This is a genomic window from Ghiorsea bivora (genome assembly GCF_000744415.1).
Classification (GTDB): Bacteria; Pseudomonadota; Zetaproteobacteria; order Mariprofundales; family Mariprofundaceae; genus Ghiorsea; species Ghiorsea bivora.
The window spans coordinates 228,251-245,456 of the sequence record NZ_JQLW01000005.1 but is presented as its reverse complement, the minus strand read 5'-3'; the positions used below and the strand labels follow the sequence as shown (position 1 = coordinate 245,456).

The 17,206-nt window shown below is 44.0% G+C and carries 13 protein-coding genes; 10 read left to right on the top strand and 3 right to left on the bottom strand.

The window, feature by feature from the left end; all coding sequences use genetic code 11:
• Positions 1-2: 2 nt before the first annotated feature.
• Positions 3-1,040, bottom strand: a complete 1,038-nt coding sequence (locus DM09_RS01720) for an efflux RND transporter periplasmic adaptor subunit (RefSeq protein WP_051937920.1) — start codon at positions 1,038-1,040, stop codon at positions 3-5.
• A complete protein-coding gene (locus DM09_RS01715; protein ID WP_198401639.1) occupies positions 1,037-2,386 on the bottom strand; it encodes a TolC family protein in 1,350 nt (449 codons plus the stop codon). Before DM09_RS01715 ends, DM09_RS01720 begins: the two co-directional genes overlap by 4 nt.
• 144 nt (positions 2,387-2,530) lie before the next feature.
• Here DM09_RS01715 and DM09_RS01710 point away from each other — a divergent pair, with 144 nt between their 5' ends.
• The 3 genes from DM09_RS01710 (at position 2,531) to DM09_RS01700 (ending at position 5,564) form a co-directional block, all read left to right on the top strand.
• Entirely contained in the window at positions 2,531-3,493 is a 963-nt protein-coding gene (locus DM09_RS01710) for a bifunctional riboflavin kinase/FAD synthetase (RefSeq protein WP_232507718.1), read from the top strand.
• Positions 3,494-3,693: 200 nt separating this feature from the next.
• The gene (locus DM09_RS01705) at positions 3,694-4,902 is read left to right on the top strand and encodes an argininosuccinate synthase (RefSeq protein WP_038247085.1); all 1,209 of its coding nucleotides are present in this window, start codon (positions 3,694-3,696) and stop codon (positions 4,900-4,902) included.
• Between the two features lie 2 nt (positions 4,903-4,904).
• Positions 4,905-5,564 (top strand): cytochrome b/b6 domain-containing protein, encoded by a 660-nt coding sequence (locus DM09_RS01700; protein ID WP_038247084.1) that lies wholly within the window; start codon positions 4,905-4,907, stop codon positions 5,562-5,564.
• A 116-nt stretch (positions 5,565-5,680) separates the two neighbouring features.
• Here DM09_RS01700 and DM09_RS01695 read toward each other — a convergent pair whose 3' ends face one another.
• Complete coding sequence (locus DM09_RS01695) at positions 5,681-6,121, bottom strand: MarR family winged helix-turn-helix transcriptional regulator (protein ID WP_038247083.1); 441 nt, start codon at positions 6,119-6,121, stop codon at positions 5,681-5,683.
• Positions 6,122-6,432: 311 nt separating this feature from the next.
• On the opposite strand from DM09_RS01695, the gene DM09_RS01690 reads away from it, so the two are divergent.
• The 7 genes from DM09_RS01690 to purM are packed head-to-tail and all read left to right on the top strand — an operon-like array spanning position 6,433 to position 17,201.
• Positions 6,433-7,044: a TetR/AcrR family transcriptional regulator gene (locus DM09_RS01690; protein ID WP_051937918.1), complete on the top strand. Its 612-nt coding sequence runs from the start codon at positions 6,433-6,435 to the stop codon at positions 7,042-7,044.
• The gene (locus DM09_RS01685; RefSeq protein ID WP_038247081.1) at positions 7,041-8,132 is read left to right on the top strand and encodes an efflux RND transporter periplasmic adaptor subunit; all 1,092 of its coding nucleotides are present in this window, start codon (positions 7,041-7,043) and stop codon (positions 8,130-8,132) included. The genes DM09_RS01690 and DM09_RS01685 overlap by 4 nt, the downstream gene beginning before the upstream one ends.
• Positions 8,129-11,242 (top strand): efflux RND transporter permease subunit, encoded by a 3,114-nt coding sequence (locus DM09_RS01680; protein WP_051937916.1) that lies wholly within the window; start codon positions 8,129-8,131, stop codon positions 11,240-11,242. The genes DM09_RS01685 and DM09_RS01680 overlap by 4 nt, the downstream gene beginning before the upstream one ends.
• Positions 11,239-12,573 (top strand): TolC family protein, encoded by a 1,335-nt coding sequence (locus DM09_RS01675; RefSeq protein WP_038247079.1) that lies wholly within the window; start codon positions 11,239-11,241, stop codon positions 12,571-12,573. The genes DM09_RS01680 and DM09_RS01675 overlap by 4 nt, the downstream gene beginning before the upstream one ends.
• Positions 12,574-12,633: 60 nt before the next feature.
• Positions 12,634-13,695 (top strand): DNA replication/repair protein RecF, encoded by a 1,062-nt coding sequence (recF, locus tag DM09_RS01670; protein ID WP_081881043.1) that lies wholly within the window; start codon positions 12,634-12,636, stop codon positions 13,693-13,695.
• A gap of 43 nt (positions 13,696-13,738) precedes the next feature.
• Positions 13,739-16,159: a DNA topoisomerase (ATP-hydrolyzing) subunit B gene (gene gyrB, locus DM09_RS01665; protein ID WP_038247077.1), complete on the top strand. Its 2,421-nt coding sequence runs from the start codon at positions 13,739-13,741 to the stop codon at positions 16,157-16,159.
• A complete protein-coding gene (gene purM, locus DM09_RS01660) occupies positions 16,152-17,201 on the top strand; it encodes a phosphoribosylformylglycinamidine cyclo-ligase (RefSeq protein ID WP_038247075.1) in 1,050 nt (349 codons plus the stop codon). The genes gyrB and purM overlap by 8 nt, the downstream gene beginning before the upstream one ends.
• Positions 17,202-17,206 lie beyond the last annotated feature (5 nt).

The following is a 17,206-nucleotide window of genomic DNA, read 5'->3' as shown; positions in this document are numbered from 1 at the left end:
GGTTATTTACCGTTTTCAGCTTGGATTTTCATGCCAGTTTTGATGTTTGGATTACCCCAAACAATGGTGTCGCCATCATGTAAACCTGCAACAATTTCAACCTTATCACCCAATGTTTGTCCAAGTCGAACAAGACGATATTGGCTGATACCATGGGCATCAAGCACATATACCGCGTGTAAACCTGAGTGTGTTTTTAATGTTGATTGTGGCACGATGATGGCTTGACGTTCACCCACGCGGAAACCAGCTTGAGCAAACATGCCAGGGTGAATATCCGCAGAGGCTTTAAGCGCTACTTTCACCAAAAACTGATGGGAAACAGGGTCGGCAGCTTGCACCACTTGGCGTACAGTACCTTCAAAGGTTTGGTGTAATGATGGAATGGTCACATCTACAATCGCATTTTCATGGATTTTGCTGATAAAACCTTCAGATACATACGTTTCTACCAATAGGCTTGTTGGGTCTTCAATGGTTAAAATCGGCATGCCAGGTGCTGCTAAATCACCTTGGCTAAGACGTTTTTCTACCACCACACCCGCAACAGGTGAGCGTACTTCGGCATAACTTAATTGGTTACTGGCTTGTTTCACTTGGGATTTGGCTACGGTATAACGCAGTTCAATTTTGGATAATTGTTGTTTGGATACAGCGCCCGATTTGAATAGTTCTTTGTAACGGTTTAAGTCGGCTTCGGCATCTGCCAAATCGGCTTTGGCTTGAATCAAAGCTTGTTTGGCATCAACAGGGTCAACACGTACCAATATTTGCCCTGCTTTGACTTGATCGCCTTCACGTACCGTCAATTCACGGATATAACCGGATAAACGTGAGCTAATGGATACACGGTGGTCAGAAGTTACCGTACCACTGGTGGTATAATATGCAGGTACAGCTTGTTGTTGTACGGTCATGGTTTGTGCTGTTGCCGTAGGGTAGTTTGCTGCTTTTGGTGCAGGCTCATCTGAGCAAGCACTAAGACTTGTAACAGCTGCAATTAGCGTGATGTATGTTAATTTTTGTTTGATATTGTTCATTGAACTACCCCTTCATGTAATGTGCCTGCTGCCAGTAATAAAGCAGCTTTGGCAATCATATAATCATATTTGGCTTGGATTTGTGCGACCCTAGATGCATCAGCATGGGCTTGCGCATCGAGTAAGTCAGAAGTTTTTTCTAAGCCTTGTTTTTGACGCAAGGATTTGATGCGTAAAGACTCCAAGGTTTGATTTAATGCTTCAGTTTCGCTTCGTAAACGTTGTTCAGCAATATGTAGCCCACGCCATGCCTGACGGACTTCATTGGCAATTTGTTGACGTTTATCTTCCAACTGCAAACTTGCCATAATACGTTTGGACTCTGCGGCACGTGTTTGTGCGTTGTTGGCACCACCCGCAAAAAGATTCATGGTCAAATTAATACCTACTGTTGTATTATCATTTTTTAAACCAAAGGTGTCACTGTTCCATTCTTGGGCTGCAATCAAATTGATGTGTGGATAAAAACCAGCTTGGGCTTGGCGTTTGCCTGCAGCAGCAGCTTCAACGCTACTTTGCAATGCCAATAAGTCAGCGCGATTGGCGTAAGCCTGTTCCAAGAGCTTATTGACATTTTCAGCTTGAAATTGAATCACAGGTTCTGCCAATACGGGTGCTTGTTTTGTGTTTGGCATACCTAAAACCAAGTGCAGGTGTTCAAGACTATCTTGATACTGAGCTTTGGCTTGAGCAAGTGCAACTTGGTTGCGTAATACATAAACATGGGCATCCATCACATCACTTTCGATAGCAATGCCACGCTTTTTCAAGGCTTGGGCATCATGCCAGCGATTGTTGGCAGCGCGAACAGCATGTTGCTGAGCTTCGACTTGTGCCAAGGCTTGGCGGGTTTGCACGTAAGCCGCAATGGTTTGATAAATCATTTGCTGTTTACGAAAATCAAATTGGTATGTGGATGCTTGGGCTTGAGACTTAGCAGCTGTTTGTGCAGCCCAATTTGCACCACCTGCAAACAACGGCATGGTTAAGTTAAGGCGGGTTAGGTAGTTGTTAATATAAGCAGGGCTGTTTAATAATGTCGGGTCAAAGTCAGCAGCGGTTACACCTTGTTGCTGCAATTTAGTACCAAAACTATTGAGTGGTGAGTTGGTACGAAATAAACCCGTGGATAGGTCTAAACGTGGCATGAGTTGCCCCGTGGCAGCATCAGCTTGTGCTTCAGCAGCTTGTACTTGTGCCTCAGCAACAGACAACATACGATTATGTTCAAGTGCAAAAGAAACACTATCTTTGAGGGATAATGTATCAGCTGCATGACCCATGACTGGTGAAACACATATGAGTGCAAACCATGTCAGGCGTTGGATTACGGATGGGAAAGACACGTTTAACATCTCCTTTTACCTTTGAAATTTGATGGCGAAGTATAATGTAGTTTAATATATTAGCAAGTTCTAATTTATATAAGTTGAAGCATACAGTTTTTCAAGACCTAGATTGTTTCCTCGACAGAGGATGACTGTCTTCTTATGTTTCAGCTCATGCAAGTTTTACGTTCATTTGATGCTGCGAAAAAAGCAGATTTACAGGGCTGTGCCATCACCATTGGTAATTTTGATGGTGTACACATGGGACACCAACAAGTGTTGGCGGAATTGAATGGTCATGCTGCGGCGCTAGGTGATGCAAAATCAGTGGTGATTACCTTTGAGCCACATCCCCGAGCCTTTTTGTTTCCTGAAGAAGCACCGCGTCGTTTGTCGCATTTGCATGAACGTTTGGAAGATTTAAAAAGTGCAGGTGTGGATGCCGTTCTTTTACTTCATTTTAATCAAGCTTTGGCATCCATGTCTGCCGAAGATTTTATGCGGCATATTTATAATAGTTTGGGTTTTAAACATATTCATGTCGGTTATGACTTTGCCTTTGGTAAAGATAGACAAGGGCAGGCGGATATGATGCGTGTGCTTGGTGATAGACATGGTTTTACAGTGAGTGAAGCTGCTGCTTTTGCTATGGATGGCGCGGTGGTATCATCCAGTCGTATTCGTTCGGCGATTGAAGCGGCTGATTTTGATTTAGCCAATGATTTATTGGGCCGTTGTTATGCCATTTCGGGTCGAGTTGGGCATGGTGAAAAACGTGGGCGTAAGATGGGTTTTCCTACGGCGAACATTCAGGTCAAAGATTTAACACATCCGCCCGTTGGCATTTATGCGGCATGGTCAGAATATGATGGTAAAAAGGTAAAATCTGCTGCATATTTGGGCTATCGCCCCACCTTTAACGGACGCACACTGTTGTTAGAAACACACTTATTGGACACGCAAGAAGACTTGTATGGCAAACGCCTGAAAGTACATTTCGTCAAGCGGATTCGTGAAGATAGGGCTTTTGTTTCCGCTGATGGTTTGGCGGCACAAATTCAAGCCGATTGTGCTGAAGCGCATCGCTTGTTGGATATTCATAGCCCTATAATAAAAAAACGATAGGCTGCGCCGTGTTTAAGGAAATGCTGATTTATTGGCATCCTGCCAAAAATCAGGACGAGAAAGGAAAAACGTGGTTTTCCTTTCTCTTAAAAATCAAATGCTTGCGCTATTGATTTGGCAGCCCACCCATGGGCTGCACGGAAGCACTGAATAAACCAGCGCTTCCTTAAAAGTTAGTTTAACACAATTGGAGTTCTTTTATGTCAGTCAATAAAGTCGTATTAGCCTATTCGGGTGGTTTGGACACCTCAATTATCCTTAAGTGGTTGCAAGATACTTATCAATGCGAAGTGGTGACGTTTACTGCTGATATTGGGCAGGGTGAAGAGGTTGAAGAGGCGCGTTCTAAAGCTGAGGCATGTGGTGCATCGGCAGTTTATATTGACGATTTAACGGAAGAATATGTGCGTGACTTTGTGTTTCCTATGTTTCGCGCCAACGCAATTTATGAAGGCGAATATTTGCTTGGTACATCCATTGCACGCCCGTTAATTTCCAAACGTATGATTGAAATTGCCAAACTTGAAGGTGCTGATGCTGTATCGCATGGTGCAACGGGTAAAGGTAATGATCAAGTGCGTTTTGAGCTTGGTTTTTATGCGCTAAAACCTGACGTGAAAGTGATTGCACCGTGGCGTGAATGGAATTTGACTTCACGTGAGCAAATGTTGGCATATGCAGCCAAACACGGCATTGAAATCGAGCGTAAACGTGAAAACTCCAAGTCACCATACTCAATGGATGCCAATTTATTGCATATTTCTTATGAAGGTTATGATTTGGAAGATCCTTGGGTTGCACCGGGTGAAGATATGTGGCGTTGGTCAGTGTCTCCTGAAAATGCACCGAATACCCCAGAAGAAATTGAGCTGACTTATAAAGGCGGTGATATTGTTGCTGTGAATGGCAAAACCATGACTCCTGCGGAAGTATTGCGTGAACTCAATCGTTTGGGTAACAAACATGGTATTGGTCGCATTGATATTGTGGAAAATCGTTATGTGGGCATGAAGTCGCGTGGTTGTTACGAAACACCAGGCGGCACAATTATGCTCAAAGCGCACCGTGCTATTGAATCCATCACTGTGGACAGAGAAGCAGCACATTTGAAAGATGAGTTGATGCCACGTTATGCTAAACTGATTTACAATGGTTATTGGTTTGCCCCTGAAACACGTATGATGCAATCAGCCATTGATGCTTCACAAGCAACAGTGAATGGTGATGTACGCCTGAAATTATACAAAGGCAATGTCATGGTATTGGGTCGCCGCTCGGATAACTCCTTGTTTGATGAACGTTTATGTACATTTGAAGATGATGAAGGTGCTTACAATCAGCAAGATGCAGATGGTTTTATTAAACTTAATGCATTACGTTTGCGCATGAACCAGTTGGCTGGTAAATAAACATGAATGTGGTTAAATACCCTTGGATACTTCGTATATTTCACGCTGTATTTGCCGCTTGCCTGCTGGCACAACTGGCAGTGGGTGAGTTGATGGATGTGCCTGAAGTAGAAGGTGAGCATCAAGAAGCAATGCATATCCTAACGCAAGCATTTGCCCATGAGAATGAGCATTTAGCAGAAGTAGGTGTGACCACGCCTTCGCTGGGTTTTGAAACCCATGAGTTTTTGGGGCTGACCATTGTGGGGTTATTGGTGTTTCGCATGATATTGGCGTTGATGGCATTGCCTGAAGCGGGTTGGCGCACATTGTTTCCTTGGTTACAAGCAGAAGGCAGAACACAGCTACTGCAAGAGCTGAATACGCAAATTAAAGGCTGGTTTCGTCTTGAGCTTGCCAACCCGCAAGACAGTGAAACAACAGCTAAAACCATGCATGGTATACTTTTAATGCTTGCTGCAATCATGGCGGTGACAGGCGTACTACTGTATTTTGGTTGGAGTATCACAGCACCACAATCATGGATGGTGGTGCTTGTTGCTGAAGTACATGAGGCAATTGTTGGTGTGCTTGAGGCAATGATTGCTTTGCATGTGTTAGCAGCCATATTGCATGAAAGGCAAGGGCATGGCGTGTTGGCTAGGATTAGCCCTAAGCCATAGTTCGGGAGGTTCTGATTTATTGGCGTTTTGCCAAAAATCAGTGTGAGAAAGAAAAAATGTGGTTTTCCTTTCTCTTACAAATCAACAGCTTGTGCTATTGATTTGACAGACTGTCCTTAGGACTTATTCAATAAAATCAGAATCTTATTAAACGTTTGTTTACGCTCTCCAAGCATACCGAAGATTTCTTTATCTACAGACTCAATCGCTAAGATTGCTTGAGGCATGATAATAAGTGATTTTTTTGTTAAGGATAATGCTTTGATACGTGCATCCTTTTTGCTTTGCTTGCGTTTGACCAAGCCGCGTTCTTCCAGCTGACGTACAGCTTTAGAAAATGCCATTTTATCAATATTCATCAGTTGTGTAACTTGGGCTTGAGAAGGTTGAATACCTTGCTCTTCATACCAAGCAATCGATGCCATCATCACAAATTGCGTATGGGTGATGTGATAAGGTTCTAGGGCATTGTGAACCCGTTTTTGCCATTTCTGATGTAATTTCCAAAACTGAAAACCAACACTTTGTTGCGGTGTTTGAATATCAAAAATACTCATATTGTTTTTCCTCCACAAATGTTGCCTTATAGGCCTTTTTAAACTTTTTAAGGTGCGAGGTAAACCTTTTCGAAAGGTACATCAATTGATTACCTGAATAACAAAGATTTAAATATTTTTAAAGTTATATGTAATCCTTATTTCATATTAGTTTGCAGAATAGCCACTGGTTAAAGGACTTAACCCATATATCGATAGTAAAGAGGATATTTTCACTTTGGCGCACAGTCACATCCCTAAATGTTGCGGTTTAAATCTAAGGTGATAATCTACCGACCGTTCGGTCAGTTTGAGGTTCAAAGAGGTATCAAATGATATTGGCTCCTAGTGCAACACAAATACTTATTGCGGCAGAGAAGCTGTTTGCCAAGCGCGGTTATGATGGTGTGTCTATGCAACAGATTGCTGCTGATGCAGGTATATCCAAAGCCAATATCTACCATCATTTCAAATTAAAAGATGAATTGTATCTGGCTGTATTGAAATGTGCGCTTCAAGATATGAAACTTCTGCTCACTGAATTGCAACATGTTGATGGTACATCAGCTGAGCAACTTGCACATTTTTCTATTGAACACCTCAAACATATCAATGCCAAAAGCAATATTTCCAGACTTATTCTTCGGGAAATGCTGGATAGCAATAGCTCAAGAGGGCAAGACCTAGCAGAGCAAGTTTTTGCTGAATATTTTTCTCTTTTAAGGTCATTATTATGTCAATGTCAGGAGCGTGGTGAGATTAGGCGTGATATTGATCCTGACCATATGGCAGCAGCACTTGCTGGAATGAATATATTTCTTTTTCAATCTTGGCCAGCGCTGCAACACTTTCCAGGCAACCTATTTAAGAATCAGCATGAAAGCGGAAAAATTATGTTTGAACTATTGTACAATGGTTTTACAACTCACGGAGATAAAAAATGAATAGAATCGTATTGTTATTGTTGGTCGTTATGCTGGCATCTTGTGGAGATGGAGAGCTTGCGAAGGATGGAAAAGAAACTGATATAAAAAGTCAGCATGCTGTTAGGTCTGTAAAAATAACTACGGTAAAAAGTGAATTGCGCAATGTTGAGGTGATTGAGCAGGCTTTGGGGCGTATACTTGATCCAGCAACAACAACCATTGCCGCAGAAGTGCCAGCACGTGTACGTAAGGTGAAGGTTGATGTCGGAGACAAGGTTGCAAAAGGTGATGTGCTGGCGCAACTCGATACTTCTGATATGCAGGTGGCTGTTTCCACAGCAGCAGCAAACTTAGCACGCAACAAGGCGCAGGCTAATGCACAAGAACGGCTTGTTCAGCGCTACAGAAAACTGGCTGAAGATAAATTTATCTCTACCACCATGTTGGATCAGGCAGAGGCACAATTGATAGCTTTGCAAAAATCAGTAAAGGCGGCAAAAGCGCAGCTCAGGCAAGCCAAAAATAATTTGGCCCGAACCGATATTGTTGCACCTGTTACAGGAACGATTCAGAAACGATGGGTTGCAGCAGGTGATTATATTGGTGTCGGTAAGCCTATGTTCCAATTGGTTACAAATGATCAATTTATTATCTCCATTACGGTTCCTGAAACCAAGATTCATTCAGTTAAAGTAGGTATTCCGGTGCGCATGCACTTGCCTGGTAGTGATCAGATTATTTCCGCGTCAATTAATGATTTAACGCCAATGATTGGATCGTCATCAAATGCTTTTGAAGCACGGGTGAGAATCAATAATCCAGGTAACTGGCGGCCTGGCGGAAGTGTCATTGCGGAATTAATTATTGCGACGCATAAGCAGGCCGTTGTGGTGCCTGAAGAGTGTGTGGTGCTGCGTCCTGCTGGAGAGGTTGTTTATGTACTAAAAGGTGAAAAGGTTGAGGTGCACAGCATCCAAACTGGCGTTCGCAGAAACGGTTATGTTGAAATCACGGATGGCTTAAGTGCTGGCGTCACGCTGGCTGCAACTGGCGCGGCATTTTTAAGTGATGGGGCAAGCGTACAGGTTCAGGCAGGTGCAAAATGAATTTACCTGAACTCTCCATCAACCGCCATGTATTCGCATGGATGATGTCAGCGCTGTTGGTCTTGTTTGGTATCATTAGTTATAACCGTATTGGTGTGGATCGTTTCCCTACTGTAGATTTCCCCATGGTATCAGTGACCACCGTGCAGGTAGGGGCGGATTCAGATATCGTTGATGCCTCGATGACATCGATTATCGAGGAAAAGGTAAATAGTATTTCAGGCATTGAGCATGTAATATCCTATTCATCACCCGGTGTATCTGTGGTAACACTACAGTTTCTTCTGTCTAAAGATATTGATGTGGCATTTAACGAAGTCCAGGCTAAGGTCAACCAGGTTTTAAGTGAGCTACCCAAAGGTAGTGAGCCTCCAATTGTTGCCAAGATTGAAATTGGTGCTGCTCCAGTTTTATGGCTATCTTTATCAGGCGACCGTACGCTTCAACAGCTCAATCAGTATGCTCGGAATATTATTAAAAAGCGTTTGGAAAACATTAATGGCGTGGGTGAAGTTCAGATTGCAGGTGAACGAAAACGTACCATACGTGCATGGCTGGATCTGGATCGCATGCAGGGTTTTGGTGTTACTGTTCCCGAAGTGATTGCGGCATTTCAAAAAGAGCATGTTCAATTCCCTGGTGGTTTTCTGACCAGTGATAAACGTGAATATATGATCAAACTGGACATGGAGTTTCACACTGCTGATGCATTGAAAAAAATGGTGGTACGCGCCAAAGGTGGTAGCACGATTACCTTGGCGGATATTGCCGATATTGAAGATGGACTGGCTGACTTCAGGCAAATTGCCCGTTTCAATGGCAAGCCTACTGTTGGTTTGGGCATTGTAAAAGTCACAGGTGCCAATGCCGTTGCCATTGTGGATGAGGTAAAAAAGCGTTTGAATGAAGAGATCCAGCCAGCACTACCGCCTGGACTGGAAATCAATATTGCTTCAAATGATGCCGATATTATTCAGGGTATTGTTGATGGACTAAAAGAACATCTAATTGAATCGATTCTGCTGGCTTTTGTGGTTGTGCTAGTGTTTCTGAAAAGTATTCGCGCGACCTTGATTGTAACTGCGGCAATTCCAGTTTCTATGCTGGCGGCAATTGGCGTTGCTTATGCCCTTGGCTTCACGTTGAACTTAATGACCCTTCTTGCTCTGCTTTTATTGATTGGCATTGTGGTTGATGATGCCATTGTGGTGCTGGAAAATATCTACCGCCATCGTGAAGAGGGATTGGAGCCTGATGCAAAAAGCGCTGCGATTTCGGGTAGCAAACAGGTGACCTTTGCAGTGATTGCTGCGAGCTTAAGTATTGTGGCGATTTTTGCCCCTGTGATTTTCATGGATGGTATGATTGGGCGTTTCTTTAATGCGTTTGCCGTGATTGTCAGCTTTGGCGTGCTGGCATCGCTATTTGTTGCGCTGACTTTGGTTCCCATGCTCTGTTCTCGTTATTTGCATGTGGAAAAAAGGCACGGTCATGTTTATAAGCTATTTGATCGAGGCTTTATGCTGCTTGATAACATGTACCGCTATGTGTTGAACGGATGTCTGAATCATCGCTGGAAAGTATTGGCAGGATCGATAGCATTGTTTGTCATCAGTACAACATTGTTTGGTTTGATTGGTAAAGGTTTTGTCCCAGAAGAGGATGAAGGTCGCTTTATGATCATTTTCAAGGCACCCCTGGGCTCATCGGTGAGCGACACGGGTATGCGCTTAAAAGAAATGGAGTCAGTACTGGCCAGTGATCCAGATGTGCGGAGCTATTTTACGGTCATTGGTTCAGGGCAGCGTGGGCAAGTGAATCAAGGTATGACCTTTGTTCGATTGAGCAACAAGACGGAACGCAGTCGTAAGCAGTGGGATATTATTCCTGAGATTCAAACGAAACTGGGGCAAATCCCAGGCTTGCATGCCTTTGCCATCAAGGTGCCGATTGTCGGTGGTGGACAGCGTGGCGAACCCATGCAGTTTGCGCTTACTGGACCTGATCTTGGTGAGGTTGCTAGGTTATCACATGAGCTAAAACAGAAACTGGATAGGTTACCTGGAATGGGGAACCTTGATCTTGACCTGCAACTGGATTTGCCGCAGTTGGTCTTGCATGTCGATCGTGAGCGTGCACGGGACTTGGGTATTTCTGCCGCAGATATTGCTCAAACTGTTGGCGTGTTGGCTGGCGGTTATGATGTTGCCAAGTTTAATGATGAGCCTGGCGATGGGAATCGTTACAATATACGTTTAAAAGTGAAGCATGGCCAGCTCGCACAACCCGATGATTTGAGCAAAATATACTTGCGCACCCCCACAGGGCAGCAGGTTCGACTGGACACTATTGCCAGTTGGCAGCGTCAGCTAGGCCCAGCCGTGATTCAGAAAATGGATCTGCGATACGCAGGTATGTTCTATACAGCACCTAGCATGCCGCTGGGCGGAGCTGTTGATCAAGTTAATGAGCTTGCCAAAGAGCTATTACCCCCTGGTTATGGTATTATATATACAGGTCAGGCGGCAGAATTTAAAAAGACAGGTAAAAATATGATGTTTGCCTTTGGTATTGCGATGATTCTGATTTTCATGGTTCTGGCGAGTCAGTTTAACTCCTTCGCCCAGCCATGGGTCTTAATGCTCGCCCAACCCATGGCGATTGCCGGTGGTGTAGCTGCCCTGGTCATCACAGGAAATACACTTAATATCTTTTCCATGATCGGGCTGGTGTTGTTGGTTGGTTTGGTGGCTAAAAACTCGATTTTGCTTGTTGATCTGACCAATCAATACCGTAATCAGGGGATGAGTATTGACCATGCGTTACGGGAAGCTTGCCCTGTGCGCATGCGACCTGTGTTGATGACATCACTCACTATTATCTTTGCTATGCTGCCAGCCGCACTCGGTTGGGGTACAGGTAGTGAAATGACCATTCCTATGTCGGTCGCCGTGATTGGCGGCATGATTTCATCGACACTGTTAACACTGGTTGTTGTTCCAGCCGCTTATTCACTCATGGAAAATGGAATTGAACGATTTAAAAACTGGCGTGGTTTGCGTACAAGGATTACGGCAGATGAACCCATAAAAGGTGAGATAAAATCATGAAAAAGATTATAATACTATCGCTTTGCCTTCTACTTCCTTCACCTGCTTTTTCAGCCGGTGTATCAAGCTTGCAATCTGCTGTTGATTTGGCTCTGAAGCATGCTCCTTCCCTTCAGGCGGCACAGGCTGCACGAAATGCATTGACTGAAGATATCACCTTGGGGCGTGCATCGATGTTGCCCTATGTGGTTGCCAATGCCTCGCTCACGAGAAGAAACCAGGATTTTAGCTATGATGTATCATTTGATTTTCTAAAAACAGGTGTGCGTAATAATGAACAAATCTATGGCATTAAGGCATATCAGCCATTGTTTGATGTAGAGAAGTGGGCAGCCTATCAACAGGGTAAAATTTCTGCTGCGACAGGAGAAGTGAAGTTAGCCATGCAACGCCAACAAACCATTCTGGAAGCTTCTGCTGCATGGCTGAGTGTCATTCGGGCGAAGGCTGCATTTTCGGCAGCGAAAGTCAGAGAGCAGGCCATGAATAAGCTTGCTATGCAGGCAAAATCGGCATTTGAAGTGGGTACGGCTACCGTCAATGATTCTCTTTCGGCCAGTAGTCGCCGTGATCTGGCTACAGCCGGACGAATTCGGGCAGGTCAGGTTTTGGCTCAAGCAGAAGCAAGATTAAACTCGCTAGTTGGTATGGAGATGGTGGTTTCCGGTACTCTACATCAGGGAATGGAGCCGCTGCATGTCAAGGAGGATAATCTGGAAATATGGGAGCAGCGGGCAGAAGCAACAGCGCTAGGTGTTCAATTAAGTGATCAGGCTGTAGCTATGGCTGATGCAGAACATTTAAAAAGTGTGGGGGGAGCTATGCCTACATTGCAACTGGTGGCAGGCTGGGATCATATCAAAAGCTCGGATGGCACATTTGGTGGTTCAACGGTGAAAGGAGCTTCCTTTGGAATAGAATTATCCATGCCGCTCTATGCAGGTGGTGGAATATGGGCTCAACAGCGCAAGAGTACTCAAGAAAAGATTCAGGCTGAATTTAACATGGCAGAAGCCAAGCGCACGGCACGTCTTGCAGCCCGTCAATCTCTGCTTGGTTTGCGTACAACTGCTGCTGAAGTTAAGGCATTGGATGCAGCCTTGAGTAGCGCTAAAACGGAAAAAAAGGCTGCACAGGCAGGGTTTGAAGTAGGCGTACGAACTATTACAGATGCGTTGGATGCCGAAGAAAGATTAGCTGCCGCCAAACAGCGATATGCTGATGCTGTTGCCCGCCATACAATGGCCTATCTTCAACTGATTGCATCCACAGGTGAATTGGATGAATCATCTGTAAGCATCATCGATGATTTTTTAAAAAAGAAATTGTAAGAATGAAGTAGTCGGATTCTTACACTATATTTTTAATCGCCTGCCATTACACTATCGCTAATGGCTAACCCGCGCTTAACCCTACATCATATTCATATGCACAATCTGCGCTGTCATCAAGACTTTGAATGGCAATGTGGCAAGCATTTGAATTTGATTACAGGTGATAATGGCAGCGGCAAAACCACTATTTTGGAAGCAGCTTATATTTTGGCGTATGGGCGTTCATTTCGCCAAGCCAAAGCCCCGCAACTCACCCACTGGGATGCCAAGTCTTTTCATATTCAAGCGACTATTCAACGCTATGGCCCTTTACATATTCGCGTAGATGGTAAAAAAGGTAAAGTGGATATGTCGCTGCAAGGTAGAAAGGTTGCAGCCCGAAAGGATATGTTTGAGCATATATCTTTGATTGTGGATGCACCCCAAGGTGTACGTTTGATTGATGGTGCACCAGGTGAGCGGCGCAAGTGGTTAGATCGACTTGTGATTGCCACACAAACAGCCTCTTACACCCATTATCAAGGCTATTTGCGGGCATTGATGCAACGGGGCCGCTTATTGCGTCATCATGGCTCTGCGGATGAATTAAGCAGCTGGGAAGAACAAATTGTCAGCTACGGTAGTATCATCAAAGCCAAACGTGCCACTATTATCGCCAAATTAAACCAATATTTAACCCAAGAAAGCGACTGGTTGGATCTACCCTTTCAACTTGAGCTAACAGGGCAAACATTTGAAAACAAAGAAGAATGGTTCAGTTGGTTGCATGGTAAACGTGAGGAACATCACCGCCTTGGTCGTGTCACCCAAGGCCCGCATTGTGATAGGCTGAAAATCAGTTATAATAGCCGTGAAATACGTGTATGTGGTTCGAGAGGTCAGCAAAAAGTATCCGGTATAGCCTTACGGTTAGCTGAATGTTTGGTGCTTCAAGAAACCAAGCGTTTAATGCCAATTTTATTGCTTGATGATTGCTTGGAGTCGTTAGACCATACTCGCGCTTTGCGCTTGTTAGAAAGATTAGGCCAACATCAGGGCCAAGTGCTGATGACAGCGCCTGGTGATGTGCCCGAAGATATTCGCAAACACACATTACACCAAAGCTTGAACACAAAATGAACAAAAAGATTTGAATGAACAGAATGGTCAATGAGGTATTCAAATGAGTGAAGAACAAACAGCATACGGCGCGGATAGCATCAAGGTCCTCAAAGGGCTAGACGCAGTGCGCAAACGCCCTGGCATGTATATCGGCGACACCGATGATGGCACAGGTTTGCATCACATGGTTTACGAAGCTGTAGATAACTCTATCGATGAAGCTTTGGCTGGGCATTGCGATAAAGTTGAAGTGATTCTTCATTCTGATGATTCGGTGACTGTGCGAGATAATGGGCGTGGTATCCCTGTTGAAATGCATACGGATGAAGGGCGCTCTGCTGCTGAAGTGATTATGACCGTGCTTCATGCTGGTGGTAAATTTGATAGTAATTCATACAAAGTATCCGGTGGTTTGCATGGTGTGGGTGTATCGGTTGTGAATGCACTCTCCGATTATTTAGAGTTGACCATTCGTCGTGCTGGGAAAATTTATCAGTGTAGATTTGAGCGTGGGGATACTGTTGAACCCATCCATGTGATTGGTGATGCAGATGGTACAGGCACAGAAGTACGCTTTTTGCCAAGCTTGGAAACATTTTCACATCGTAATATGTCGTTTGATATTTTAGCAAAACGTCTGCGTGAACTTTCATTCTTGAACAGTGGCGTACACATTGAACTCACAGATGAACGCACTGACCAGCAATTGGTCTTCAAATACGATGGTGGTATCACTGCCTTTGTTGAGCACTTGAATAAAGCGCGCTCACCTTTGCACCCAGAGTGCATCGACATTAAAACGGAAAAAGATGATGTAGGTGTTGAGCTTTCTTTGCAGTGGACCGATTCTTATCAAGAAAACGTATTTTGCTACACCAACAATATCCCCCAGCGTGATGGTGGTGCGCATTTGGCTGGTTTAAGAGCAGCACTAACCCGCTCTATCAACAACTATGCATCATCCAATGGTTTATTGAAAAAACATAAAGTTTCACTCACAGGTGATGACTGCAGGGAAGGTTTAACAGCAGTATTATCCGTTAAAGTACCCGACCCTAAATTTGGCTCACAAACCAAAGATAAATTGGTATCTTCTGAAGTTCGCCCCATTGTTGAAAGTAAAGTGAATGAAAAACTTTCGGAATGGTTTGAAGAACATCCCAAAGAAGCACACACCATTATTGGTAAGGCTGCAGAAGCAGCGATGGCTAGAGATGCTGCACGTAAAGCACGTGATTTAACCCGTCGTAAAGGCGCTTTGGATGTATCCAACTTGCCAGGTAAACTTGCCGACTGCCAAGAAAAAGACCCCGCAAATTCTGAAATTTACCTTGTGGAAGGGGACTCTGCGGGAGGTTCGGCCAAACAAGGTCGTAACCGCAGAACCCAAGCTATTCTTCCACTCAAAGGTAAGATTTTGAATGTTGAACGTGCCCGTTTTGATAAAATGTTATCCAGCCAAGAGGTCGGCACTTTAATTACCGCACTAGGTACAGGTATTGGCAAAGAAGATTTTGATATTGCTAAACTACGTTACCATAAAGTCGTGATTATGACCGATGCCGATGTGGATGGTGCACATATTCTGACTTTATTGCTGACCTTCTTCTACCGTCAAATGCCCGAGTTAATTGAACGTGGTTATTTGTACATTGCCAAACCACCCCTTTATCGCGTGGCAAGGGGCAAAAAAGACAGGTATATCGCTGATGATAGTGAGCTGCAAGAATTTTTGCTTGAAACAGGTAGCCAAGACAAAGAGTACCATGAATCTGCTAAAAAAGGTGCCATGACCACCGAGCGCTTCCAAACCTTTATTCGTAGCATTCATCGTTTACACGCTTTGGTGATTAGATTATCGCAACGTGTGGATGGGCGCGTCTTAAAACTATTGGTTGAAGGTAAAAAACTGTCTGCCGCGATGATGCGTGACAAAGAGCGCTTAGAAACACATATGCAAGGCATTATTGAAACTTTCAAACAAGAATCGCGTGCGGATGAAGATTTGAAATTCCGAATTTATAAAGATGAAGATTTGGATGCATGTTGGGTACAATTTGAGCGCCGTGATCATGGCCGTACCAAAATTTCACGTTTGGATATTGATTTGGTATCCACCGTTGAATTCTCCGAAGCCCAAAAACTTTGTAACAATGCACAATCTTTGGTTGGCACGGGTGCTTATGTATCCAGTGGTGACAAACGCTGGGAAATTAACACCTATGATGATGTAGCAAACCTGATTGATAAAGAAGGTCGCCGTGGTTTGAGCATTCAACGTTACAAAGGTTTGGGTGAAATGAACCCTGAACAACTTTGGGAAACGACCTTAGACCCTGTTAACCGTACTTTCCTTAAAGTAACTCTTGAAGATGTTGTATCTGCCGATGAAACATTTTCAACCTTAATGGGTGATGCTGTTGAGCCTCGCCGCGACTTTATCCAAGCCAATGCGCTAAAAGTGAGAAATCTTGATGTCTAATAATAAAAAACAACTTAGCTATGCCGATTGTGGTGTAGATATCGATGCTGGCAATGCTTTTGTAGGTAGAATTAAAAATGCTGTAAACAGCACAATGCGCCCTGAAGTGCTTGCAGGTTTGGGCGGGTTTGGTGGGTTATTCCAACCTGATTTCTCAGGCATGCAAGAGCCTGTGCTGGTATCTGGTACAGACGGTGTTGGTACCAAGTTATTGCTTTTGCAAGAATACGATAAACCACATGTAGCTGGCATTGATTCCGTTGCCATGTGTGTAAACGACTTGGCTGCTTTGGGCGCTGCCCCATTATTCTTCTTAGATTACTTAGCAACAGGTACACTTAAAGGTGAAACCTTGGCTGGTGTGGTCGAAGGTATTGCTGATGCATGCAAAACATGTGAATGTGCCTTGATTGGCGGCGAAACGGCTGAAATGCCAGGCATGTATGCACCAGGGCATTATGATATTGGTGGATTCTGCGTAGGTGTCGTGGATAAACCCAAAATGGTCGATGGTTCAACCATTGCCGATGGTGATGTCGTCTTAGGGCTTGCTTCAAATGGTCCACATTCCAATGGTTTTTCTATGGTACGCAAGCTACTAGAACTAGGAAAAGCAGACTTAAACAATGACACGCTATCCGATGGTAGCAAAGCCATTGATAAAGTTTTAGCACCAACCCGTTTGTATGTACCAGCCATCAATGCTTTGATGAAAAGCGGTGTAACCGTACATGGTTTTTCACATATCACAGGTGGTGGCATGTTTGATAATCTTGAACGTATTTTATCTGATGATTTGGCAGTAACGGTCGATGTATCTTCATGGGGCGTACCACCCGTGTTTGAATATTTACTCAGTTTTGCTGATGTAGACAAAACCGAACGTTATCGCACCTTTAATATGGGTATAGGTTTTGTTGTTATTCTACCTAAAGATAATGCCGAAGAAGCTGAAAAAGTTCTTCGTGATGCTGGCGAAACAGTTTACCACATTGGTCATATTCATAAACGCGATGGTGAGGTTGTAACCTTAATCGGCTAATCAAT